21 protein-coding genes are annotated in these 23,611 nt (G+C 30.3%); 6 read left to right on the plus strand and 15 right to left on the minus strand.

Annotated features, from left to right (window positions below):
- The 3 genes from J4403_00080 to serS form a co-directional block, all read right to left on the minus strand.
- On the minus strand, positions 1-355 hold a 355-nt coding region (locus J4403_00080), incomplete at its 3' end, for a hypothetical protein (protein MBS3166589.1).
- Between the two features lie 35 nt (positions 356-390).
- On the minus strand, positions 391-1,011 hold the full coding sequence (locus J4403_00085; GenBank protein MBS3166590.1) for a metallophosphoesterase: 621 nt from the start codon (positions 1,009-1,011) through the stop codon (positions 391-393).
- Positions 1,008-2,270 carry a serine--tRNA ligase gene (gene serS, locus J4403_00090; GenBank protein MBS3166591.1) on the minus strand — a complete coding sequence of 421 codons (1,263 nt, stop codon included), beginning with the start codon at positions 2,268-2,270 and terminating at the stop codon, positions 1,008-1,010. Before serS ends, J4403_00085 begins: the two co-directional genes overlap by 4 nt.
- A gap of 135 nt (positions 2,271-2,405) precedes the next feature.
- On the opposite strand from serS, the gene J4403_00095 reads away from it, so the two are divergent.
- Complete coding sequence (locus J4403_00095; protein MBS3166592.1) at positions 2,406-2,678, plus strand: winged helix DNA-binding protein; 273 nt, start codon at positions 2,406-2,408, stop codon at positions 2,676-2,678.
- 575 nt (positions 2,679-3,253) lie between these two features.
- Here the strand turns inward: J4403_00095 and J4403_00100 are convergent.
- From J4403_00100 to J4403_00130, 7 genes are all read right to left on the minus strand, one after another.
- Positions 3,254-4,093 (minus strand): tyrosine-type recombinase/integrase, encoded by an 840-nt coding sequence (locus tag J4403_00100; protein ID MBS3166593.1) that lies wholly within the window; start codon positions 4,091-4,093, stop codon positions 3,254-3,256.
- Between the two features lie 12 nt (positions 4,094-4,105).
- Positions 4,106-4,894, minus strand: coding sequence for a hypothetical protein (locus J4403_00105; protein MBS3166594.1), 789 nt, complete (start codon positions 4,892-4,894; stop codon positions 4,106-4,108).
- Positions 4,895-5,061: 167 nt separating this feature from the next.
- Positions 5,062-5,832 carry a hypothetical protein gene (locus J4403_00110; GenBank protein MBS3166595.1) on the minus strand — a complete coding sequence of 257 codons (771 nt, stop codon included), beginning with the start codon at positions 5,830-5,832 and terminating at the stop codon, positions 5,062-5,064.
- A gap of 45 nt (positions 5,833-5,877) precedes the next feature.
- Positions 5,878-6,648: a hypothetical protein gene (locus J4403_00115; protein ID MBS3166596.1), complete on the minus strand. Its 771-nt coding sequence runs from the start codon at positions 6,646-6,648 to the stop codon at positions 5,878-5,880.
- A gap of 288 nt (positions 6,649-6,936) precedes the next feature.
- On the minus strand, positions 6,937-7,881 hold the full coding sequence (locus J4403_00120; protein MBS3166597.1) for a hypothetical protein: 945 nt from the start codon (positions 7,879-7,881) through the stop codon (positions 6,937-6,939).
- On the minus strand, positions 7,874-8,548 hold the full coding sequence (locus tag J4403_00125) for a hypothetical protein (GenBank protein MBS3166598.1): 675 nt from the start codon (positions 8,546-8,548) through the stop codon (positions 7,874-7,876). The genes J4403_00120 and J4403_00125 overlap by 8 nt, the downstream gene beginning before the upstream one ends.
- 755 nt (positions 8,549-9,303) lie before the next feature.
- On the minus strand, positions 9,304-9,951 hold the full coding sequence (locus J4403_00130) for a response regulator transcription factor (protein MBS3166599.1): 648 nt from the start codon (positions 9,949-9,951) through the stop codon (positions 9,304-9,306).
- Between the two features lie 145 nt (positions 9,952-10,096).
- Here J4403_00130 and J4403_00135 point away from each other — a divergent pair, with 145 nt between their 5' ends.
- Positions 10,097-11,803, plus strand: a complete 1,707-nt coding sequence (locus J4403_00135) for an arginine--tRNA ligase (protein ID MBS3166600.1) — start codon at positions 10,097-10,099, stop codon at positions 11,801-11,803.
- A gap of 121 nt (positions 11,804-11,924) precedes the next feature.
- Here the strand turns inward: J4403_00135 and J4403_00140 are convergent, their stop codons facing one another.
- The gene (locus J4403_00140) at positions 11,925-12,356 is read right to left on the minus strand and encodes a hypothetical protein (GenBank protein MBS3166601.1); all 432 of its coding nucleotides are present in this window, start codon (positions 12,354-12,356) and stop codon (positions 11,925-11,927) included.
- Between the two features lie 95 nt (positions 12,357-12,451).
- Complete coding sequence (locus tag J4403_00145; protein MBS3166602.1) at positions 12,452-12,622, minus strand: DUF1931 domain-containing protein; 171 nt, start codon at positions 12,620-12,622, stop codon at positions 12,452-12,454.
- A gap of 387 nt (positions 12,623-13,009) precedes the next feature.
- Here J4403_00145 and J4403_00150 point away from each other — a divergent pair, with 387 nt between their 5' ends.
- Entirely contained in the window at positions 13,010-13,606 is a 597-nt protein-coding gene (locus tag J4403_00150) for an ACT domain-containing protein (protein MBS3166603.1), read from the plus strand.
- A gap of 2 nt (positions 13,607-13,608) precedes the next feature.
- On the opposite strand, the gene J4403_00155 is transcribed toward J4403_00150, so the two are convergent.
- From J4403_00155 to J4403_00165, 3 genes are all read right to left on the minus strand, one after another.
- Positions 13,609-14,046 carry a hypothetical protein gene (locus J4403_00155; GenBank protein MBS3166604.1) on the minus strand — a complete coding sequence of 146 codons (438 nt, stop codon included), beginning with the start codon at positions 14,044-14,046 and terminating at the stop codon, positions 13,609-13,611.
- The gene (lonB, locus tag J4403_00160) at positions 14,043-15,923 is read right to left on the minus strand and encodes an ATP-dependent protease LonB (GenBank protein MBS3166605.1); all 1,881 of its coding nucleotides are present in this window, start codon (positions 15,921-15,923) and stop codon (positions 14,043-14,045) included. Before lonB ends, J4403_00155 begins: the two co-directional genes overlap by 4 nt.
- A 114-nt stretch (positions 15,924-16,037) precedes the next feature.
- Positions 16,038-16,307 carry a PRC-barrel domain-containing protein gene (locus J4403_00165; GenBank protein ID MBS3166606.1) on the minus strand — a complete coding sequence of 90 codons (270 nt, stop codon included), beginning with the start codon at positions 16,305-16,307 and terminating at the stop codon, positions 16,038-16,040.
- Between the two features lie 718 nt (positions 16,308-17,025).
- On the opposite strand from J4403_00165, the gene J4403_00170 reads away from it, so the two are divergent.
- From J4403_00170 to J4403_00180, 3 genes are all read left to right on the plus strand, one after another.
- Positions 17,026-18,234: an ORC1-type DNA replication protein gene (locus J4403_00170; protein MBS3166607.1), complete on the plus strand. Its 1,209-nt coding sequence runs from the start codon at positions 17,026-17,028 to the stop codon at positions 18,232-18,234.
- Entirely contained in the window at positions 18,231-19,916 is a 1,686-nt protein-coding gene (locus J4403_00175) for a metallophosphoesterase (GenBank protein ID MBS3166608.1), read from the plus strand. The genes J4403_00170 and J4403_00175 overlap by 4 nt, the downstream gene beginning before the upstream one ends.
- 105 nt (positions 19,917-20,021) lie before the next feature.
- The gene (locus tag J4403_00180; protein MBS3166609.1) at positions 20,022-23,561 is read left to right on the plus strand and encodes a DNA polymerase II large subunit; all 3,540 of its coding nucleotides are present in this window, start codon (positions 20,022-20,024) and stop codon (positions 23,559-23,561) included.
- Positions 23,562-23,611: the final 50 nt, after the last annotated feature.

Below are 23,611 nucleotides of genomic sequence, written 5' to 3' on the forward strand. Positions count from 1 at the left end.
CTGCATAAGTTGAACTTAATTCAGGAATTTTATTTGTTTGAATATATTGAATAAGTTCTTTTAATCCTAATAAATGTAAATTAGTTATTTTATTTTCATCTAAATATTTAGAGATTATGGCGGCTCTATAAAAATTTGAATATTTAATTACACCACTATTAGCTATATCTTGAATTTCAGATTTACTAAAAGCAGCAGGAGTTCCTTCAAAATCTTTATTTATGGTACTAACAATATTTCTTCCTAAATTATCTCCTTTATATAACATATCTGGATAGGTAAAACTGGCTATTTGGGGCTCATTTTCAAGATTTATCTCTTTTATTGGGTTTCCCGTTAGTATAAATGAATCCATAGAATTAGAAATTAATTAAAGCTTTTAAAACTAATCTAAATTATAATGATCTTACCTTTCTTACCTACATTAATAACACGCGTAAAACCTATTTTCTCTTCTATACCTTCTGCCTCATGGACATGTGAACAAAGCAAAATATCGGGCTTGAGAGTTTTAATTGCTTTTTCTACGCCAGTACTTCCTGGAAGATGAACTATGCCGGCAGTTTTAGAAAATTTATCTATTTTACTTCCCGCAGGATGAACATGTGTGACCATAATTTTTGTTTTTGAACCCTTAAGAGATTTATCTCCTTTTTTAAGAATATTAAAAATTTCCAATTCATTTAATCTGGTTAAGCCTAAATTTGCAAATCCACATCCAAATAATCCAAGGTTCTTTAATTTAAATGAATATCCATGCAAATTAGTTGCACCATACATCTCTGCAAAAAAATCTGCTGTTGCTAATCCTTCATGATTTCCGGGAATAAGTAAAACTTTTTGTTTCTTTTTTACAAAAGGTCCAATTAAATTATCTGTACTTTTATCAAAATCAGTTATATCTCCGCAAAGAACTACCAAGTCAACTTTCTCTTTTTCTGCTTTTTCTGCGAGTTTTTTTGCTAAAGAAGTATCGCCATGTATATCTCCGGCGGCTAATATTTTTGTCATATTTTCTTTTTTCCATTCATGTAAGGAACTAAAACATTTGGAATTATGATTGTTCTATCAGGATTTTGATAGTTTTCTAGAATGGCAACTATTGCTCTTGACGTTGCAACCATTGTATTGTTTAATAGATGAACAAAATTTTTTTCTCCATTAATATCATATTTTATATTTAATTTTCTTGATTGATAATCTGTACAATTACCTGCAGAAGTTATTTCTCTATAGGCTTCTTGTCTTGGGAACCATGCTTCTATGTCCCATTGTCTTGCGAATTTATCTCCTAAGTCTCCGGAGCAGAGTTCTATTACTTTAAAGGGTATTCCTAGGCTAGTAAAAAATTCTTCTGTTATAGCTTCCATTTCATGATGTATCTTTTCTGAATCTTTAGGTAAACAACAAACAACTTGTTCAACCTTGTAAAATTGATGCATTCTAAACAAACCTTTCATATCTACACCATGTCCACCAATTTCTTTTCTGAAACAAGGTGTGAGAGTACATAGTTTTATTGGAAGTTTGGTTAGAGTTCTTCCTTGAAGATAATTGACTAACGAATGTTCTCCTGTTGCAATTAAATATAAATCTTCATTCTCAACTTTGTAAATGACATCTTCAAAGTCATTGAGATTAACTGCACCGGCAATAGATTTTCGATTTAACATTAATGGAGTTACTAAAAAAGTAAAACCTTTTTTTGTTAAAAAATCAATAGCGTATCTTTGAATTGCTATGTCTAATAATGCTAAATCTCCAATTAAAAAATTAAAACGTTTTCCTGCAACTAGGGTTCCTTGTTCAAAGTCTGCTAGATTTCTTTTTTCTACTAAATCCACATGATTTAATAATTCAAATTTGGGTTTTATTATTTTTCCAATTTTTTTTATTTCTTTATTTTCAGAAGCATCTTTCCCAATTGGAACATTTTTATCTAAAATATTTGGAAGTTGTGTAAGAATAGATTGCATTTCTTCATAAATTTTTGATTGTTTTTCTTCTAAAGATTTTATTTTATCAGGAATTTCTTGCACTTCTCTAATTAAATTTTTAATAGATTCATTTTTTTTCTTTAATTCGTTTATTTCTTCAGAAAGTTGATTTCTCTTACATCTTAGTTCTTCTGAGTCTTTTTTTAGTTTTAACCAAGAATCGTGGTTTTTTATTACTTTGTCTATTAAAGAGATTTTATCCTCTTTAAAACGTTTTTTAAGATTAAGTTTTACTATTTCCGGATGTTCTTTTATGAACTTTATATCAAGCATAAGTTAAAGTTAGTTGTTCTTTTTTTAAACATTTTGTTTTAGTTTATTAACTAATTTAAATGGATTATAGAGGTTTATAAATATATCTTGTAAAATATACAAATATTTATATATTACAACTTTATCAAAATTTCTATGGTCAAGAAGGGGGATGTATTTGAAGTATTTTTCAGGAAAAAACCTGCAATGCTATTACTTAGTTTGAAGAGAGAAGCTAAGAGCAGGTATGGTTCTGTTCTTGCAAAAGAGGTTGACTGTACTTATTCTCATACTGTAAAAATATTACAAGAAATGGAAAAAGCAAAATTAGTTGTTTTTCAGAAGCAAGGAAGAATAAAAACAATTGCGCTTACTGAAAAAGGAATGAAAATCGCTGAATCTATTCAAAAAATAAAAGATCTTCTTTAGAATTCTAATAAATAATTTATTTGGATAGTGTGTAAAATGATTTGTTTTGGGTGTTAAAAAATAAAAAAAGAAAAAGAAAAATTGTGAAGAGATTTTATCTCTTCTTCTTAGCTTTCTTTTTTGCTTTCTTTTTTGCCATTATAAATTCACCTCTTTTTTTTATTCAATAATGTTAATAATACTATTTTAATTAATTATAGGCGCCTTTATTTAAAAACATTTCTATTTTTTAGGCGTATTTCGACGAAATTTTGATGATTAACGAGTAGTTGAGAAAAAAATTTAGATTTTTGAAAAAAATTTTTAAAAAATGAAAAGTATATCAATATTTTATTAATGATTAAAATATTTAGTTATATTTGGGATTAAATTATTTAATCAAAAATTATAAGTTTTATTATATTAATATTTTGATTATTGATTAAATCTTTTGATTTATTTAAGATAAAATATTTTAAGCACAGATTATAATATTTAAGTTTATAAGAGATTAAAATATTTAAGCTAAGATGAGAGATTATAATTACTAAAAGATTAAAATATTTAAGCTTTGATTAAAGATATTCTGAGTATAATTAAACAATATCTAAAGGCGATTTAACACGTTTTAGCTGGGTTCTTGTTACAGTAGTATAAAACTGAGTTGTTTGTAAATTTGAGTGTGCAAGTAATTCTTGTATTAATCTTATATCTGTTCCAGACTCTAAAAGGTGCGTTGCGAAAGCATGTCTAAGTAAATGACAATGCATATGTTTCTTTAATCCAGATTTTTGAGCGGTTTTTGTAACTATTAATTGTACAGCTCTTGCAGTCAACGGTTGATGCGGATTTCTTCCCGGAAATAAAAATATACTATTGTTAATTTTTATTAATTCAATGTAAGATTTTAAATCGGGGATTAAAATATCTGATAAAATAAAGAATCTGTCTTTTTTACCTTTACCTTTTTTTAATAATCCAGTTTTTTCTTCTATGTTAAGATCATTTAATTTTAAATTAACACATTCAGAAACCCTCAATCCTGAAGAGTAAAGTAAACTAATTATAACTTTGTCCTTAAGAGATTCTGAAGAATCAATTAAATGTTTAATTTCGTCTTTTGTTGGAATATCAGGAATACTTCTATATTTTCTAGGATTTTTAATGTCTGTAAAAATAGGTTTTTTTAGTATTGCTTCATAAAAGAACTTTAAAGAGGATATAGCCAAAGACATTGTAGAAGTATCATAATTTTTATCTGAGATTAAATGTGATAAAAATAATTTAATATCATCGGTAGTTATTGATTCTGGGTCTTTTTGAATAAATTCTAAGAATTTAGTATTATAAAAAACATAAGAACTAACAGTTCTGAGGCTTTTACCTTGTATCTTAAGTTCTACTTCTATCTTTTTTAACACCTCTTCCTTTTGCATTTTAGTTAAATTTTAATTGTAATCTTTAATATCTTTAAGCATTCTTTCAACAGTCCTATAGCCTACACTTTTTACTGCTTGAGCAAGTATAGTTTGTAATCTGTGATCAAATGAACTTCCTGAATCAATCCATAACCCTTCATGTTGAATTTCTTTTAATCTTCCTTCTAATAAATAAGATTTACTTAGATCTGTAACTTCATACTCCTTTCTAGCTGAAGGTTTAAGTGAGGCAAGTTTACTGCTTAAATCTCTTGCAGGGAAAATGTAAATACCTGTAATTGCTCTATTACTTGGTGGAATGCCTTGAGGTTTTTCTATAAGATCTACTAAATTACCTTCTTCATTATATTTAGGACAACCAAAGTGTCTAGGTTCTTCAACTGGAACAGTTAAAATGTAAGAGTTATCATCTGTAAATGCTTGTTCAGGTATTTTTGCTTGGTCATGCAAATAATTATCTCCTAAAACAACTAAATATTTACCTTCAAATTTAGAGGTGTATTTAACTGCTGAATCTATGGCAATTGCAATACCCATTTTTTCTTTAGTTTGAGCAGTATATTCTATATGTGCTCCAAAGTCTCTTCCATCTCCAAGATACTTTTTGAATTGAGATATATGTTCTTCAGAAGTTACTAAAGTTATATCTCTAACATCTTGTTTGAGTAAAATATCTAAAGGAGAATGTACCATCAAAGAATTATACATATGAACTAAGTGTTTGTTCAGTTCGTTAGTCAAGGGTCTAAGTCTTGTACCTAAACCAGCTGCAGCAATTACACCTTTAACTTTTGTCATTTTTACCTGCCTTTTTCATGAACTTTTATAACTTTTGGTCCAGTTCGTTGAATAGACATTGTACGAAGTCAGAGTTTAAATAGGTTTTGGTGTTTTAACGGCTAAATGAAAGGTTTTGATAGAAATAGACGTTTTTAGGTTAAGTTTGGGTAAAAGGAGGGGGTAAGTTAGGTTTTACCTTCAGATAAAACGATTTCTTTCCCACTATAAGTTTTGTTTTTGAAATTAAAAGAAATATCACTTCGTTCATGTTCCCATGAAGGGTTTTTTTTGACAAGTTCATAAAATTCGTTTGTTGGGAAATTTTCAAAATAAAGGTTGTTAATTTTATTGAGACCATGTTCTTGATCAAGAAGCAAGTTTATGGATATTCCCCCCTTATAGGTTGTGTGCTTAAGTATGAAATATTTATGTAATGCTGGTTTAAGGTCTTCGCCTTTTCCTTTTAGCTTTATTTCTTTAGTACTTCCAGTCTGAATTTCTGGTAGGTTGAATTCTTTAATAAAATGAGATAATATTGCCCTATTATCCAAGGCATCATCTAGATCCTCTTTAGAACCATAAAGCGACAAACCTACATCACATATTCCTGAGCCCAAAGCAGTAATTTCTCCGTCTATGCCCTTATAAAATTGAAATAAGAGTGTGTTAAAAGCAGGTTCTTTTAATCTAATTAGTTCATTTACCTGATTAGGAGTCATATTTCCTCTAAAAGATACATAAGGGAAACCATTTGGATAAAAAGTGGGTAAATATTGCTCTAAGGCCATTTTATGCAGGGTTATTAAGGATTGGGTGTGAATAGCATTTGGATCTATATTAAATCCTACTCGCTTTATATCTTCAGGTGAAAAGTCTTTATCTTGATAATAATTGTGATAAAGTGCTTCAAGTTGGGCTATTCTCTTTTCAGCTTCAATAACTGTTTCAATAGGCATATTTGAGAATTAATGGTTAAAGTTTAAAAAACTAATGTTTAGAAATTAGTCAAAGGTGTCATATCTAAAAAAGGATATCTTTTCATGAATATCATTAAAGTTATTATTAATTTTTTCAAGCTCATAAAAAGATAGTGTAGGCATATTCTTGTAAGTTAAGGCTATTTCGTTTGAATATATTATTGGAGGTTCTATTTTAGTAATGCCTTGTTCTATAAGATTTAATATATCTTTTAAGAGTATATGGCTTCCTAAAGAAATGGATTTTTCTAAAGAATTTTCTGAGGGAGAATCGATGTGTAACTCTCTAAAGAAAGGTAATGTGAAACGAGATGCTAACTTGTTTGCTAGCTCTTTAAAAGATTCATAAGAGATGTTATTTAGGTTTAATAATTTTAAGGAATTGCTATACTTAACATCAAGAGTATCAAAATATAGTGAAAAATTGGCACTTTGAAGGGTTTTATATTGTTCTGAATCTGGGCTAAGAGGCATTTTAAAATTTAGGGCTATTTTTGAGATATTAGGATATTTTGAGATTATTTCTTTTGAAATATTAAATACATTAGTGATATCAGACTTATCTGGTGTTTCTGAAATAGGAATTTCAACGATTACTCTTGGAAATGAATTATTATAAATCTCTTTAAGATATTGTTCTAGAGCCATTCTCTGCTTAGAAATTTTTAATTTTAAGTCTAATTCTTTGTCTGTTAAAGGATATCTATTTTCTCCTTTTCCGTGAGAAGTACAACGTAATGCTATTTCTAAATCTTTTATAATCTCTTCAGCTTCAATAACTGTTTTGATAGGCATATTTGAGAATTAATGTTTAAACTTAATAAAACTAACTAAAAAATTATTTTTTAGAAATAAATTAAAAAGAGGCAGAAACCCTGTTTTAAAGGGTTTAAGCCGTTTACTAACTTACCAATGCCGTTATGATTTTTTAGAATGATGTTGCTTATATAGATTTTGTTTTTGTAACTATTTTAAAATAAGAAATATTTTTTGTTTATAAATTTAAATAAAATTTTATTATTTTAGAATATAAAACTTGCAAAAAAAGGAGTTTAGAATGTGATTAAAACTTTTGATTTTTGATTAAATGTTTGGTATGGGAATATTTGAGGTTGCTTTTTGTTTTTCTTGCTCTGCAAGGCCTTTAGCTTGTGTTTCTGCTTTTGATTGATATTTATTTTGCAAGGCATTTATATCTACATAAGTATTAGGAGTTATAATCATATTTTTAACTTGTTCTGGAATTGGAGTTCCTGGTGGGAAATTTAATTTAGGTTGTATTGTTTTTGGAAGTCCATCTTCACCTAAAATAATATCTAAAATAACATCTGGTCCACCTGTTCCTGTTGGATAGGGGAATGCAATTGGAACTGGAATTTCCATTGGATCTAATTTGTAAGTATAATGCAATTGTAATCCTTCTAATGTTCCACCTAATGCTTCTGCAACTGCTCTGTAATATATTGTTTTATCTAGTGTATAATCTTGTGGAACATCTGTTGGAATATATTTATCAGGATTAATTAAAGTTTCAATATCAATTGTTAAATCAACTTCTATTGTTCCTAAAAATACTTTCATTTCTGTATAAGAACCTGCTACAAGAGATAATGATCCTAAATATACTTCATTCTCACCTGGGTGTAATTTAAGTGTTTTAGGGCCTTGTAAGGCGGTTATTTGACCTTGTGTTGTTTCTGTAAATTCTATTTTTTCTATTGTTGGACGCACTTCAATTACTTGAATTCCTTGTGCTAAATTATCATCAACCATGTAAATATCAATTGGCCCTAATATAAATGAAATGTAAGGAACTAGTAAAAATGCAAAAACTAAACCTATTGCAGATTTTGTTTTGAAAAAAATTGAACATGAGATGGCAACAACTAAACCAATGATTAACATTACAATTAAAAATGAAGTTGAAAATGTTTTTAGATGTAAAATATATTCACAAATATAAGAAACTAAAACGGCAGTTACTGGAACTAATCCTACAAATGTTAAAATTTTTAAGATTTTATTCATTTTCTGTATGATTTTTTATTGGTTTTTTAAGTTTTTTCTTTGTGATGGTATCTTGAAAAGAATATCCTCTGTCTGTTAAATAAACATAAGTTTGACGTCCTTTTCTTTTTTTTGTTAGTAGACCAAATTCAATTAGAATATCAATGTAAGTTGAAAGCATTGAACGAACATCTTCATAATCTTTTTTGGGATAAAGTTCTTCTGCAAGATATTTTATTGGAATTGATTCTTGTCCACCTTCTGTCATTAACAAACCAATCTTTGTAAGTATTGCCCTTTGTACAGGGGTGAGGCTGTCCCAGGGGTCTGCGTTGAATTTTTGATAATACTGACCCTGGGGAACCTGCCCTTGTTGGGGAGTTTTGGTTGAGTTTTGGGTTTCTTGTACTTGCTTTATTCTTGTTATTTGGTGAATATTCTCTTTTGGTTCTGATTCTATTATTCCTAGTTTTTGCTCTATTGCTTCTAATCTGTCTATAATTTGGTAATTAATCTCTTTTTGATATGCTGAGTCTTCAATTATTTGTTTTTGGCTCTTTGATAGGACGGACATGTCTTGTTTTATTCTTGAGAAAGAGCTCTTTAGACTTGATTCTATTGGCTGCATATAAGCATTCAATTTCTTTGCTAGATCTTCCTCTTTTCTTTTGAAAAACCAAAAACTCATTTAAATCGGTAAAAGTAGGGCTTATATTTAAATCTTTCTGAGACGTGATAGACGTGAGTGACACGTGAGTGACGCGTCATAGACGTGAGTGACGCGTTAATCACGCCTCGTTTTGAAAGAGTTTTAGAGTATGTAGCTAATTTATAGCCGTTTTTAGGCTATTTTAAGGGTTTTTTAAGGATTTTAGTCAAAAGTGAGGATTTGGGGGTGGAGATAGGGTAAAAATAGGTCATTTTTTGGTAAAATTAAGGGTTTTTGGCTAAAGTGAGGGTTCATTTTAGTGCATTTTACAAGCCAAAAAGAGATAAAATGAGGATTTTTTAGTGTTTTTTGGTAAAAATGGGCAAAAGTGAGGGTTCTAAAAGGGTTAAGATAGCAGAAATAAGTAAAAAGTAAGTTAAAATAGGCATTTTTAGGGCAAAGTGAGGGTATGTTCGTTGAAAGATTGATATTTTTGGAATACTTTGAGAGTTTTAGTAAAAAAAAGAACAGATTTCTACTGCAAAAATAAAAATCTAGCAAAAGTGAGAGTTTAACCTAAAAATAGGGGTTCTATAAACGGTTTTATTAACAGATCTAAAGAGAGAGTTCTTTTAAGGATTTGAAGGCTTTAATTAACTCAGTTTAGGTTATTCCGTCTTTTAAATTAGTTTTATAGATTATTTCGTTTTAAAATATTAAACAACTTAAATTAAACTTTGAGAAGATCTAAATATCTATTAAGTTATAGGGCGGAAAACCCTTGTAAAACATATTTAAAGGGTTTTTTGACTTTCTAAAGAAGTTACTTCAGAACTAGAAGTTTGCATTGTATCTAGGGTTTTTTGTTCAGGATCTAAGTTGTAATACAGGTTTATTAGTTTATCTTTGATATTTAGCTTTTTAAAGCTGTCCTGAATGGCTATTACGGCTATTTTGTTGTTTTGCTTAACTTTAGTTATTGGGGCTTTTTTTCTGAAAAGGGCAGTTATGTAGGTACGGATACAGCCTTCAGACAGGTTCATTTTGGTTGCAATTGCAGTATAAGTCGTTTTAAGCCCCTCTTCTTCTAATTGATAGATTGTTAGGAATGTTAAAAATTCCTTTTTAGTTAGGGATTTGAAAATTGTATTGACTTCTGACTGAATGTTTAGTGAATGAATGCCTAATGAATGAATGAATGAATGAATAGACCCCCTTGTTTCCTGTGGAACTTCTTTGGATTTGATTAAAATAGGGTTATTTTCAACTAAAGGCTCATCTTTAGTCTTTATTTGTTCTCTAAGAAGCTTAAATTCATTAATAAGAGAGATTATTGCTTCTCTATCGGCTTTAATCTCTTTTTCAAGTAAAAAATTATGCTCTTTTGCCTTTTTGAAGGCGATTTTAACGTTTTCTTCGAAAGATGTGTCTAATTTATCCATATTTCTCAACGAATATTAAATGCTTTTGGGATTAAAAAAGCTTTGTGTGCATAAGTGCATAAGATGTGCATAGAGTGTGCATAGAAATTTTAATCACGTCTCAAATTTAGAAAAGATTAAAAGGAACTTAATTTTTAGAGGTAATATGAATTACAAAGAGAAAGTTATTGAAGTAATAAATGGTGTGGCTAAAAAGGAATATTTCTCTATTGAAGATGTTGAAATACCAGCTAATAAAGAGCACGGTGATTTTGCTTTACCTTGTTTCAAACTTGCTAAAGAACTGAAAAAATCCCCCATTAAGATTGCTTTGGATTTTGTTGGAGAGATTAGTAAACATGGAAAGAAAAAGATCTTTGATAAGGTTGTTGCAGTTGGTCCTTATGTTAATTTTTTTGTCCCTATGCAAAGCATGGTTGAAGAAGTTTTGACTGAAGCACAGAAAGGAGATTATGGAAGTAAAGGTATTGGTAAAAGAAAGAAAATCTTGCTGGAGCATACTTCATCTAATCCTAATGCGCCTTTGCATCTTGGTAGAGCTAGAAACTCTTTGATTGGAGATTCAATTAAAAGAATATTGAATTTTGAACAGTATGATGTTAAGACCCATTTTTTTGTAAATGATGTGGGTAAACAGATTGCTTTGCTTGTAATGGCTGTTAGAGCTAAAGAGTTGGAAAAATTAGATTTTAATAATATCCTTGAGGCTTATATTGAAATAAATAAGCAGGCTGAAGAAGATTCTCAGATCGAACAAGGGGCTTTTGAGTTGTTAAAGAGCTTTGAAGATGGAGATAAGGAAGTAATCAAACTTTTTGGTGATATAGTTAAGGTTTGTGTTGAAAACCAGAGTAAAAGTTTAGAAGAAATAGGTATAAAGTTTGATAGTTTTGATTATGAGTCGAAATTTTTGTTTAATAAGAAAACTGATGATGTGTTAAATAGGTTGAGTAAAACTAAGAAATTGTTTAAAGATAGGGAAGGCAGAAATGTATTAAATCAAGATAATGAAATTGAATTGAAAAATAGTATGAAATCTCCTGTATTAGTATTAACTAGAAAAGATGGAACGTCGTTATATCCCTTAAGAGATTTGGTTTATACTGAGGAGAAAATGAAATCTTCTGATAATAATATTTTGATATTGGGTGAAGATCAGAAACTATATTTTAAACAAATAGTAGGAGCATTAAAATTGTTAGGATATGGAGATAAAATACCGAGGGTTGTTAATTATTCTTTTATTTTATTAGATGAAGGTAAGATGGCGACTAGAAAAGGTAATGTAGTGTTGTTGGGAGAATTTAGGGAAAAGCTGCTTGAAAAAGCCAAGGAAGAGCTAAGAAAAAGATATCATAATATGGATAAAAAAAGGTTAGATGAACTTGGAAAGATGATTGGTTATGGTGCTTTGAAGTATGCTATATTAAAAGTTTCGCCTGATAAGAATGTTAATTTTAATTGGGAGCATGCATTGAGTTTTGATGGTGAGTCTGCACCGTATATTCAATATACTCATGCAAGAGCGTGTTCAATATTAAGAAAAGGTAGGTTGAATATTAAAATTGCCGATTTTAAATTGATACAGACTTCTAAAGAAAAAGGATTAGTAAAGAAAATTGGTGAATTTAAAGATATTGCTGAGAAAGCTTGTGAAGAATTAAGACCTCATATAGTTGCAGTGTATTTGTATGAACTGTCTAAGTTGTTTAATGAATTCTATAGTGAATGCCAAGTGATTAATGAAAATAAGATAATAACCAATACTAGAATGATGATTGTAAATGGTTTTAGAAATACGGTTAGAAATGGTTTGGGTTTGCTTGGAATAGATGCTCCTGATGAGATGTGACTATAAGGCGAACCCTTAGGTTCAACTGGTTGAAGCTACCTCAACAAGTTGATTGTATTAATACTATCCATCTGCTATAGACTATAAAAAATAAATTGCCTTGTAGAATTAAAATAAAAAACTAGCCAATATAATCTTTGGCTTTGTCTTGTTGAGATACTCTTGGAAGTTTTAGATGTGGTGGTAAACCAACTTCTTGTTCATAGTATAATGCTTTTATTGAACATCTACTTAAACAAGTATTAAGAATTGTTTCCATAATGTCTTTGTCAACATCTTTTTTCTTTTTCCAGTCTTCTATGAATTTTTTTACTTTTTTGGCTTCATGAGTGTATAACAAAGAACCATTTATTTTTACTAAGCCTACATTAGGTTCATAGGTAACTAAGAATTCAAATGAAACATCTGCTAGAGGTTGTTTTTCTTTTGAAATTTCTATATTGGCTTCTTTTACGTTCACTACATTGAGATTACTTTTTACATTAACTGGCTTGTTTGTGGATTCTTTCTTTTCTAAATCTATTTTGTTTATATTAAAACTTAAAATTGGCATTATTTATCACCGAAAATTAGGTTAGATGATGATTATATAAATCTTTCTTGTGTGTTTAAATGGTAAGAAAAAAAAGAAAAAAAGAAGTAATATTCTTAAAGATCTTTTGGTTGGATTGTTTTTCTTCCGTTTGCTTTAGCTCTTTCACAAGCTCTTTCTATCTTTACTTTTACAACATCTGATAATGCTTCAGCAAAGTCTCCAGCAACATTACATCCTTTTGCATGATCTTTTATTTTTGCCTTTACAACTAATAAGTCTGCCATTTTTTTCCACCTCGCATTTTTGCGTATAATAGCTTTAAACATATTTTCAGCAAGGTTATTTATATAATTTGTGTTTTTAAGACTTTTAAAGGGCTAAATACATGGTTTTACAGGGTTAAAGTGCTATAAACTTTGTTTTAGGGTTTTAAGGAGGTTAATAGAATTGAGATTTTTTAGTTAAAATAAGGTTTTTGAAGAGGTTTTTATTTTTTGTATATTTGCTAAAGTCATGAAAGAGGCATTTTAAAGCTGTATTAAGCTAGATAAGGATAAAAATTGCTTTGTTTTTGGTCTGAAAGACTTATTTTTCTTTTCAATTTGTTCTAAATATAACAAATTGTGTTCTAAAAGTAAGATTTATAAGTAAGTTTGATTTTATAGGGTTTAATGAGCGATTTTGCTTTAATGGCAAGGGAGCATATAGAAAAGCACCCTTTAATAAGAGAGTCTTTGAAAAGAGGGTTGGTAAATTATAGTTCTTTAGCTCGTGAAATCCTTGAAGAAAATGGAATTGTTGGAAAAGGTTTCAATGCTGTTAAGATGGCTTGTGTAAGATATGCAGGTGAGATTTCTGATACTAATAAGAATGTTCATGAAACTCTGAGTCAAAGTAAGATTAGTGTTAATAACAAACGATTTGTGATTCATTTAGATTTTGACTATTACAAAACAATGGATTTGCTAAAAGACTTCGAGGTTGAAATGTTTCAAGGCAAAAATCTAACTTTAGTAGGTAATATGGAAGATCTTGAAAAAATAAAGGAAAGAATTGGAATGTGGAGAATTGCAATTGAAGATTGTGTTGAGATTTGTTTTGAAAATAGTGAAGATATAGAAAATACTCCTGGTGTGCTGAGTTATTTGTATGGGTTATTTGGTGAGCATGGAATAAATATTTATGAAACTTGGAGTTGTTATACTGATACAAGAATTATTATTGATAGGAAAGATGTTGAAAGAATGGTTGGGGTGTTGAGGTGGTAAGACTAACCTTGTTTTGTGTAGAATTTAACTTTTTTTATTGCTGATTTGAAATAAGCTATTGAGTCTTGTTTTGATCTTCCTATTAGTTTTCCATATGCAATACATTTTTTTAAACCCGCTTTTCCTACATTATCTAAGAGGTTTGCATCATGGATTAATTTCTCTTCTATTGATTTTGGGTTTTTGGTGTGCCTGTAAAGTGCATGTAAATAAGATTTTGAGAGATCGAACTTTTTGGTTATTAAAAATTCATTTTGTTTTACATAATCTTTTAATCCGTGAAAATAAAGAATAAATTCTAATTTATTTTGATCTAAATTTTTCTTTGGCTTTAATTTTTTAAGATTGGATTTTATTTTAAGAATATGTAAAAAGTTATGTAATTTGTCTTTCTTTTTGTATAAAGGTTTTACAAATTTGATTAATATTTTTGAATTCATTTCTTGTTGAAAACGCTTAATATTTTATCTTTATTTTTATGTTCTAATGAATGAGCTAGAACTTCATGAATTGTTGTTACTGGTGTAATTTTAATTTTCTTTAAAAGCTCAGGTGAGAGTGAAATATCTTTTTCATTTGCTTTTGGAACTATAACTTCTTTTATTCCTGCCTCTATGGCTGCTTCTACTTTTGCAGTTATTCCACCAATTGCTAAAACTTCTCCTCTAACTGAAAGTGAGCCAGTCATTGCTACATCTTGTCTTACTGGGAGTTGTTTTAGTGCAGAGATAATTGCTGTTGCTACAGCTATTGAAGCTGAGTCTCCTTCTACACCTTCGTGAGTTTGTAAGAATTGTACATAAATATCATATTTTTCTTTTATATCTTCACCATAATTCTTTAGAATAATTGCTGAAACGTTTTTTACTGCTTCTTTTGCTATTGCACCTAATTTTCCTGTTGCAATAAACTCTGTTCTTTTTCCACCCGGAGTAATTTCTGATTCTATGGGTAAAACTATTCCTGAGTAAGCTGCGCCAGAACCAATTACTGCGAGGCCGTTAACACGCCCCACTAATTTTCCTTTTATTGAAATAACATTGTATTGTTTTTTGAGTGTGATATATTCGTCTGCCATTTGTTGTTCTAGAGTTCTTGCTAATTTCATTGCTTGTTGAACGTGTTGTTCTGTAACAAATTTACTTTTTGATTCTGTTGCTAAGTCTCCTGCGGCTCTAATTAAACCACCAAGTTCTCTTAATCTTAGTGTTAATTTATTTGCCATGCCTGCACGTTTTTTTGCTTCAGCAATAATATAATCAACTGCTTGTTTTGTGAAGTGTGGAATTTTTTGATCTTTGTTAACTTCTTGTGCAACGAAAAGAGCAAATTTCTTTCTATTTTGATGAGTGTCTGTAATAGTTGTGTTCATATAAATTTCATAACCATATCCTCTAATTCTTGATCTCAGTGCTGGATGCATATGTTGAATTGTTTCTACATTTCCAGATGCAACCATAACAAATTTACAAGGAACTGGTTCTGTTCTAACCATAGAACCTGAAGATCTTTCTGATTGTCCAGTAATAGAATATTTTCCTTCTTGCATAATTGTTAATAATTCTTGTTGTGATCTTGGCGAGAGAGTTGCAACTTCATCTACAAATAAAACTCCCTGATTTGCTTTGTGAATCATTCCAGGCATAACTCTTTCATGTGCTGGAGTTCCGAAACCACCTGTTTGTAAAGGATCATGAAGTACATCGCCAAGAAGTGCACCAGCATGTGCACCTGTTGCATCTATGAATGGTGCAGGGTCTGTCTTCTTATGAGTAATTAATGGTTTAGGTAGCATTGCAAGGCCACCAATTGATTTCATCATTCCTGGTCCACGAGTTAATAAGAAACTTCCAATAATAATTAACCACAAAATATTTCCTAGACCGCTTGTGATTACTAAAGGAATGTATTCTGAGTTTTTGAATGTTGTCCAGAGGAAATAGCCTACACCAATCATGAAAATTAAACCAATAAAGAATAAAAAGAATCTTCTAATTGCTACGCCTGATTCTAAAATCATTCTTGTTTTTGTAATTGTGTTTTGTCCTTCTTCTGCTGAGAAGACTTTTATTTTTGGATTGTTTGGATCTGTTTCATTTGGAAAACAAAGAACATCTTCTAAATGTGCTGATGGAGTGAGGAGTTCTGCTAGTGCTTGTGCTAACATGGATTTTCCTGTTCCAGGTTCTCCAATTAAAAGAACGTTACGTTTTTGTTTTGCTGCTTTTTTTACAATTTCTACTGCGTGTTCTTGCCCTATGATTTGATCTATGATTTTTGAAGAAACTTTTAAGTCTGCAGTTGTTTTGTATTCCATTTTCAGATTGTTATTAGTAATGAAGCAGTATTTAAATATTTATGTCAATTTTTGAGGAGAAACAAATAAAATTGGATAGAGAAAAATAAATAAATTAAAGGAAAAAAGAAGATTTTATAGTATGTCTTCTTCTGCTACTACAACAAAGTCACCATATGCGATTACTGAGCTGTATGGTATTAGGAAATCTCCGGCTTTTGATCTTTCTAATTCAAGGCCTTCTGCATAACCTGTTGGGTTTTTTAATATTACTTGCAAAAGTTCTCCGGTTTTTACATCGAATATAACGTCTTGTACTTCACCAAATTTTTTTCCGGTTTTACTAACAACAGTCTTTCCTACGATTTGTCTTGCGTATTTTTTTTCTTCAGTTTCAGCGGGCATATTTTTCACCTTAGATTGTTAAATATTTAATATTTTTGAGTGTGTTACTACTATTTAAAGCTTTCTTTTGATATAAATACTCTAGAGTCAGAACAAGTTGATTTTGTAAATTTTTTTCTGAAGAGTTTATTTATAAATAAAGTCTTAAAATCGTTCTTGGAATTGTTGATTGATTGAGTTGATGGGGTAGACCCCCACACCCTGGTTTCTCATGGAACAGTTTGTTTTTAATGGTGGGGGGAGGGGGATTTTTTCATTTAAAGGCGATTTCCAGTGGAGAAAAATTGCGTGGTTTATGGAAAAACTAAAGAAAAAGTATATGATAATGAGAAGAGCTTGGTTTATATGGGTCTTGATAGTAGAATGAGCGGAAATGTATAAAAAATTGTGTTTAAAATATATGCATAAGAAATAAGGTTATAAGTTAATTATAATATATTTATAGAACTTGTATTTTAAATTTTTTCGTGATAGAGAATATATATTGATATTAGATTTATTTTATTTATTTATTTTTAATGAAAATTTTTGTTTATTTTTTTAGTGAGCGATTGTTGTAACTTCGTAGTTCTATATGAAATGGGGGTGTTCTTGTTTAGTAGTTATTATTTTTTGAAGAGGTGGTTTGAGGGTTACTAAGTTCCATATGCAATATAGGTGTGAGGGGATGCATGTGGAAATAAAGTTTAAATATTAGTTAAGTTGAAAGCTAGAAAGTATGACAAAAAAAAGTTTATCGGGTTTCTTTGAAGATTATTTAAAAAAAGAATCTTTGCTTGTTGATAAGAAGGCATTGCAAGCTAATTATACGCCAGATACCATTCCTCATAGAGGAGATCAGATAAAACAGATAGCCGGAATAATTGCACCTGCATTGAAACTGGAAAAACCATCTAATCTTTTTATTTATGGTAAGACCGGGACAGGAAAAACTTTAAGTGTTAAGCATGTTATTAATGAAATAAAAGAAATTGTTGCTGAAAAAAAGATCCCCTTACAAACTCATTATCTTAATTGCAAGATGAAAAGAGTCGCAGATACAGAATATAGATTGATGGCACAACTTGCAAGTGCTTTTGGTAAGGATGTTCCTGCAACTGGATTGCCTACTGATGAGATTTATAGAATTTTTATTGAAGCGATAGATAAAGAAAAGCAATTAGTGATTTTAATTTTGGATGAAATAGATCAACTTGTTAAAAAAGCAGGTGATGAGATACTCTATAATATTACTAGAATTAATTCTGAGTTGAAAAATTCTGAAGTTGCTTTTATTGGAATAAGTAATGATTTATTATTTACAGATAACTTAGATCCAAGAGTTAAAAGTAGTTTGAGTGAAGAAGAAATAAATTTTCCGCCGTATAACGCAATTCAATTACAAGATATTTTGAGGACAAGAGCAAAAGTTGCTTTCAGAGACGGAGTTTTACAAGATGGTGTTATTGAAAAGTGTGCAGCTTATGCAGCAAGAGAGCACGGTGATGCACGGAGAGCATTAGAATTATTGAGGGTTGCAGGCGAATTAGCAGAGAGAGAAAATGTGAATATAGTTTCTTTAAAATATCTTGATGCAGCAGAAGATAAAATTGAAAAAGACATGGTGTCTGAAGTTTTGAGTAGTCAACCAAAGCAAGTTCAAATGGCTTTGTATGCCATATTACTTCTTACACAAGATAATCAAAAAACTTTGTATACAGGAGACGTATTTGAAGTGTATAAGGGAAATTGTAAAAATGCAGGTTTAAAACCCTTAACACAGAGAAGAATAAGTGATATACTTGGAGAATTAGACATGTTTGGTATAATCCATGCTAGGGTAATTAGTAAAGGTAGATATGGAAGAACAAGACAAATTTCCTTGGCAGTACCGCCTTCAACAATTCCTGAAATAAATGAGGTGTTGAAAGAGGGCTTGGGGTTATGAGTGAAACTGAAAACTCTCAGGATGAGGTAATTAGAAAGGAGTATGAATTTAAAAAACAGGTTTCCAGTTTCTTTATGTCTAAAGGCTATTTAATTAGTCCCGGTTTTTTGGATAATTTACCTACTGGTTTTGATTGTGAATTTTTTTTGAAACTTCTTGAAAAACATCTTGGTAATAATATAACGGTTTTAACAAAGGATATTCTTAATTCAATTATTTTAAATGAAAAAATGCCTGATATTAATTGGAAAGAGTTTGAGAAAGCGAGAGTTGCTCAAGAGAAAGGAAGGGACAATAAAGTCTATGACACTTTTTTGAATATTATTAATTATAAACAAAATAATGGAAATATTTCTAATGATTTGATTAAGTTGGTCAAGGCTGAAGAGCCAGAAAATGATTTAACTTTTCCAGAAGATGAAATGGGATCTAATGTTGTGATTGTGAAATCTTATGCTGAAAATTCTCAGAAAAGAGAGGTTCAAGATTTTGTTTCTTATTTTAGAAAAAGATATGATGCACTTAAAAAAATATTGCAAACTAGAATGGAATTAGAAAATGCTATTTCAATAAGTAGATTAAAAAATGTTGAAAATGAAAGTGTTGCTCTGATAGGGATGATAAATGGGAGAAGAATTACTAAAAATGGAAATTTAATTTTTGAAATAGAAGATTTGACGGGAAAGGTTAATGTTCTGGTTAATAAAAATAGAAAAGATCTTTTTGAAAAAGCAGAGTATGTTGTTTTGGATGAAGTTGTGGGTGTGAAGGGAAAACAAGGGAAAGGAATGGTTTTTGTTGATGAATTAATATTCCCTGATGTGCCTTTGACTAAAGAGTATAGGAAAGCTTCTGAAGAGGTTTATGCTGCATTTACAGCAGATTTTCATACGGGTTCTATGATGTATTTGAAAGAAGATGTTGAGAAATTTTTGAAGTGGGTAAATTGTGAAATTGGAAGTGATGAGCAAAAAAGGGTTGCGAAAAATTTAAAGTATTTGTTTATCGTTGGTGATGTTGTTGATGGTGTCGGAGTGTATCCTAATCAAGAAAATGATTTAATGATACAAGATATATATGAACAATATAAAGAGTTTGTTGAGGTTATAAAAAAAATACCTAGTTATATTAATGTGATAATCTCTCCAGGAAACCATGATTCTACAAGAATTTCTGAACCGCAACCTGCATTGCATAAAGAGTTTGTTTCTGAGTTATATGATTTACCTAATGTAAAATTAGTAAGCAACCCATCAATTGTAAATATTCATTCTTCAAAATCTTTTCCTGGATTTGATGTTTTAGTTTATCATGGTTCGAGTTTTATTTATTATGGGGATCAAATAGATAAAATAAGATCCCAGGGCGGAACTAAAAGAACAGATTTAATTATGAAATTATTATTGCAAAAAAGACATTTAGCACCCACACACACTTCAACGTTGTATATTCCTTTTACTGAGGAAGATCCTCTTGTTATTGAGAGAGTTCCCGATTTTTTTATTACTGGACATTTGCATAGAACTGTTGCAACTACATATAATAATATTACATTGATAGGTTGTAGTTGTTGGCAAGGAAGGACAGAGAATATGGAAAAGTTAGGAATATATCCCGATCCTTCAAGATTGACTGTTGTAAATTTAAATACGCGAGAGATGAAGATGTTGAACTTCAAATAAGACGAGCCTTTACAAATGTCTACCATCTGCGATAGGCCATAAAAAATTAAAACTGAGGTTTAAATGAAAAGTTCAATTTATTGAACTATTATTTTTTAAAGAAAAATGAAAAGCGAAATTGCAATGAGCGCAAGGATGAAAGAGTATTTTGATCAGATTGAGTTAGAAGTAAATAGAGCTTATGCTATTGCAAATCAAGCTAGAAGTTTAGGATTAGATCCTGATTGTGAAGTTTCAATTCCTTTGGCAAGTAATATGGCTGAGAGAGTAGAGGCTTTAGTCGGTGTTGTTGCTTCGGATTTAACAGGTGGAAAATTAAGTGCAAGGATATCTGAAATTGAAAAAGAAAGAGGCGGACAAGATTGGAGAGTAGCATTTCAAATTTCTTTAGAAGTTGCACAAGAAAAGTTCTGCAAGTTTAAAGATAAGAAAGAAGCTTGTGAAGTTGCATTGAGAGTTGGTCTGGCATATTTAACTAATGGTGTTGTTGCGAGTCCACTTGAAGGTTTTGTAAGGTTAGAATTGAAAAAAAGGATGGATAATACTGGAGAATTTTTTGCTTTGTTTTTTTCAGGACCAATAAGAAGTGCTGGAACTACTGCAACATGTATTTTTGTTGCACTTGCTGATTATGTTAGAAGAAATATGGGTTATGCTGTTTATGATCCAACTGAAGAAGAAGTGAATAGATATGCGTCTGAATTAGAATTTTATCATGAGAGAATAACTAATTTGCAGTATCTTCCAAGTAAAGATGAAATTGTTTTTATGATTCAACATTTACCTGTCCAAATAGATGGTGATGGTTCTGAAGATTTAGAAGTTAATAATTATAAAGATGTTCCAAGGTTTGCAACTAATCGGTTAAGAAACGGGGTTTGTTTGGTTATTGGTGAAGGTTTGACTCAGAAGGCTTCTAAGTTTTATGGTAAATTTGATAAGTATAAAAAAGAATTGGGAATGAAAGACTGGGAGTTTTTAGAAGAATTTGTAAAGTTGCAGAAAAATATTAGAGCTAAGAAAAAGACTACTGAAGAAAGTAAAGAAAAAGTAAAACCTGATTATAATTTTATTAAAGATTTAGTTGCAGGAAGACCTGTTGTTACATATCCTTTGAGAACGGGCGGATTAAGATTAAGATACGGAAGAAGTAGAGTAAATGGTTTTTCAATGATGGCTCTATCACCTGCTACTATGGTAATTATGGATAATTATATTGCTATAGGGACCCAGTTTAAAGTTGAGAGACCTGGAAAAAGTGCAGTTATTGCTTCTTGTGATTCTATTGAAGGGCCGATTGTTAAACTAAAAAATGGGGATGTGGTTTTTGTTGAAAATGAAGAACAAGCTAGAAAAATTGTTAATGAAGTTCAAGAGATAATATTTTTAGGTGATGTTTTAGTTAATTATGGTGATTTTTTTAATAGGGCACATATGCTAATTCCACCCGGATATTGTGAAGAGTGGTGGTTTGTTGAATTTGAAGAGGGAGCTAAGAGAAAGCTGGGAAAATATGGAATTTTAGAAGTTGCAGAGTTGGCAGGAGTAGATAAAGAAATAATTGTGGGATTATTTAAAGATTTTAAAAAGTTTAAAGTTGATTTTGAAAGTGCCAGAAAATTGTCTGAGAAATTTGAAATCCCCTTGCATCCGAGATGGACATACCATTGGAAGGATATCAATGATGAACAATTTGTTAGTTTGTTAAAATGGTTAGAGTTAGCAGTAGTAGATAGAACTGATGGAATAAGAATTGTTTTTCCAAGTAAAACAAGTGCGAATGTAAAAAGAGTTTTAGAATTGATTGCTGTGCCACATGTTAATTCTTCAAATGAGTTTGCAGTAATTTCTGGAGATGATGCTAAAGCTTTCGCATATTCGTTAGGATTTTATGATAAAGATATTGATTTTCAAAAATTGTATAATTTGAAAGGTGAAAATACTTTAGAAAAATTAAATAATTTGATTTTGTTGAGAGATAAATCTGGATATTTTATTGGTGCAAGAATGGGAAGACCAGAGAAAGCAAAAATGAGACAATTAACTGGAAGTCCTCATGGTTTGTTTCCTGTAGGGAATGAGGGTGGAAGGATGAGGTCTATACAGGGTGCGCTTGAAAAAGGATTTATTACTGCAGAAGTTCCAATTTACAAATGTAAACGTTGTGGAGGAACAATTTATCCTTTATGTCCTTCTTGTGGTGAGAAAACTGAGAAAATTTATTTCTGTAAGCAGTGTGGCGTTAATATAGAAACTGAAAATTGTGAGAAGCACGGAAAAGCAATGAGTTACAAAGAAATGAAAATTGATATAAAAGAATTAATGACTCACCATCTTAAAAATTTAAAATTGAGTGGTTATCCTGATTTGATTAAAGGTGTAAGGGGTGTAAGTAATGAAGCACACATACCTGAGAATTTGGCTAAAGGTATTCTTAGAGCAGCAAATGAGATTTATGTAAATAAAGATGGAACTACAAGATATGATATGACTGAGATGATGGTCACGCATTTTAAACCAAAAGAAATTGGGACTTCGATTGAAAGGCTGAAAAAGTTAGGTTATGAATTCGATGTTTATGGAAAACCCTTGGAAGATGAAAGTCAGATATTAGAAATGAAAGCGCAAGATATTATTTTGCCTGCGTGTGAAGAATCTCCTGATGAGGGTGCTGATAAAGTTTTAGTGAGAGTTTCTAATTTTGTTGATGATATGCTTGAGAAGATATATGGTTTGGAAAGATATTATAATGCTTCTAAATCTGAGGATTTGGTTGGACATTTGGTTATTGGTTTAAGTCCACATACAACTGCAGGAATAGCGGGAAGGATAATCGGTTTTTCTGGGACTCAAGGATTTTTAACACATCCATTTTATCACAGTTTTATGCGTCGTGATTGTGATGGAGACGAAGCAGGAATAATGTTAATGATGGATGCTTTGTTAAATTTCTCGAGAAAATTTTTACCTGCACATAGAGGGGCAACACAAGATGAACCTATTGTATTGACTTCTACTTTAATTCCTGTTGAAGTTGATGACATGTGTTTTGATATTGATGTTGTTGATAAATATCCTTTAGAATTTTATCAGGCAGCAATGGAATATAAAATGCCTTGGGATGTAAAAATTACTAAATATTCTGATTGGTTAAATACTGAAAAACAATTTGAAGGTGCAATGTTTACACATGATACTGAAAATTTTAATAATGGAGTGAGGTGTAGTGCTTATAAATCAATTCCTTCTATGCAAGATAAAGTTCTTGGACAAATGAAAATGGCTGAGAAGATAAGAGCAGTAGATGAAAATGATGTTGCAAGATTGATAATTGAAAGACATTTTATTAGAGATATAAAAGGTAATTTAAGGAAATTCTCTATGCAACAATTTAGATGTGTTGCTTGTAATGACAAATATAGAAGACCCCCATTAGCAGGAAAGTGTAAGTGTGGTGGAAAGATAATATTTACAATTGCTGAAGGAAGTATAGTTAAATATTTAGAACCTGCTTTGAGCTTAGCCAAGAGGTATAATTTGCCCCCTTATTTAAAACAAAGTTTAGATCTTGTTAAAAGAAGAATTGAAAGTGTATTTAGTAAGGATTCAGATAAACAAGAAGGTTTAGGTAAGTGGTTCGGATAATAACATTATGGCTTATCAACCCCAACCACCGTTGGTAGGCTATAATATAT

The organism is Candidatus Woesearchaeota archaeon, assembly GCA_018302225.1.
Taxonomy (GTDB): domain Archaea; phylum Nanobdellota; class Nanobdellia; order SCGC-AAA011-G17; family JAGVZY01; genus JAGVZY01.

What these genes read in the sequence shown, in the direction of transcription:
- J4403_00085 (MBS3166590.1), bottom strand. Translation starts at nt 1,011, where the DNA reads ATGACAAAAATATTAGCCGCCGGAGATATACATGGCGATACTTCTTTA.
- J4403_00145 (MBS3166602.1), bottom strand. Translation starts at nt 12,622, where the DNA reads ATGGCAGACTTATTAGTTGTAAAGGCAAAAATAAAAGATCATGCAAAA.
- J4403_00115 (MBS3166596.1), bottom strand. Translation starts at nt 6,648, where the DNA reads ATGCCTATCAAAACAGTTATTGAAGCTGAAGAGATTATAAAAGATTTA.
- J4403_00175 (MBS3166608.1), top strand. Translation starts at nt 18,231, where the DNA reads ATGAGTGAAACTGAAAACTCTCAGGATGAGGTAATTAGAAAGGAGTAT.
- lonB (MBS3166605.1), bottom strand. Translation starts at nt 15,923, where the DNA reads ATGGAATACAAAACAACTGCAGACTTAAAAGTTTCTTCAAAAATCATA.
- J4403_00125 (MBS3166598.1), bottom strand. Translation starts at nt 8,548, where the DNA reads ATGAGTTTTTGGTTTTTCAAAAGAAAAGAGGAAGATCTAGCAAAGAAA.
- J4403_00100 (MBS3166593.1), bottom strand. Translation starts at nt 4,093, where the DNA reads ATGCAAAAGGAAGAGGTGTTAAAAAAGATAGAAGTAGAACTTAAGATA.
- J4403_00165 (MBS3166606.1), bottom strand. Translation starts at nt 16,307, where the DNA reads ATGCCCGCTGAAACTGAAGAAAAAAAATACGCAAGACAAATCGTAGGA.
- J4403_00120 (MBS3166597.1), bottom strand. Translation starts at nt 7,881, where the DNA reads ATGAATAAAATCTTAAAAATTTTAACATTTGTAGGATTAGTTCCAGTA.
- J4403_00105 (MBS3166594.1), bottom strand. Translation starts at nt 4,894, where the DNA reads ATGACAAAAGTTAAAGGTGTAATTGCTGCAGCTGGTTTAGGTACAAGA.
- J4403_00155 (MBS3166604.1), bottom strand. Translation starts at nt 14,046, where the DNA reads ATGAATTCAAAAATATTAATCAAATTTGTAAAACCTTTATACAAAAAG.
- J4403_00110 (MBS3166595.1), bottom strand. Translation starts at nt 5,832, where the DNA reads ATGCCTATTGAAACAGTTATTGAAGCTGAAAAGAGAATAGCCCAACTT.
- J4403_00135 (MBS3166600.1), top strand. Translation starts at nt 10,097, where the DNA reads ATGAATTACAAAGAGAAAGTTATTGAAGTAATAAATGGTGTGGCTAAA.
- J4403_00095 (MBS3166592.1), top strand. Translation starts at nt 2,406, where the DNA reads ATGGTCAAGAAGGGGGATGTATTTGAAGTATTTTTCAGGAAAAAACCT.
- J4403_00180 (MBS3166609.1), top strand. Translation starts at nt 20,022, where the DNA reads ATGAAAAGCGAAATTGCAATGAGCGCAAGGATGAAAGAGTATTTTGAT.
- J4403_00150 (MBS3166603.1), top strand. Translation starts at nt 13,010, where the DNA reads ATGAGCGATTTTGCTTTAATGGCAAGGGAGCATATAGAAAAGCACCCT.
- serS (MBS3166591.1), bottom strand. Translation starts at nt 2,270, where the DNA reads ATGCTTGATATAAAGTTCATAAAAGAACATCCGGAAATAGTAAAACTT.
- J4403_00130 (MBS3166599.1), bottom strand. Translation starts at nt 9,951, where the DNA reads ATGGATAAATTAGACACATCTTTCGAAGAAAACGTTAAAATCGCCTTC.
- J4403_00140 (MBS3166601.1), bottom strand. Translation starts at nt 12,356, where the DNA reads ATGCCAATTTTAAGTTTTAATATAAACAAAATAGATTTAGAAAAGAAA.
- J4403_00170 (MBS3166607.1), top strand. Translation starts at nt 17,026, where the DNA reads ATGACAAAAAAAAGTTTATCGGGTTTCTTTGAAGATTATTTAAAAAAA.